Origin of the sequence: Bartonella sp. AA81SXKL (assembly GCF_042196945.1) — a bacterium.
Lineage (GTDB): Bacteria > Pseudomonadota > Alphaproteobacteria > Rhizobiales > Rhizobiaceae > Bartonella.
The window spans coordinates 339-652 of the sequence record NZ_JBHIRH010000298.1; positions in this window are offsets into that span (position 1 = coordinate 339).

The window sequence follows — 314 nt, forward strand, 5'->3', positions numbered from 1 at the left end:
ATGCTTTTTGTATGAATGAGACGTATCGGGTAGGTTGGAGTGAATTTTAATGATATGATTTCATCAAACATGCTTAAAGTTTATTAAAGCTTGGTGTAAATTTGATACGATTGGTTTTTACGGGTCGTTGTTTCGGGCAATTATTATGGGGTGGGGAGCTTATGCATGATAAAGTTTAGACTTTAATAGTACCTTTAGTGAGGAAGTTTCTGTTACAATTTATATTTTAAAACAAGGGGGGAATAGATAAATGAGTCTTCATATTATTATTCTTTCTCCTGTGATGCCAATCTGGGATCGAGGCGTTTTTTGTT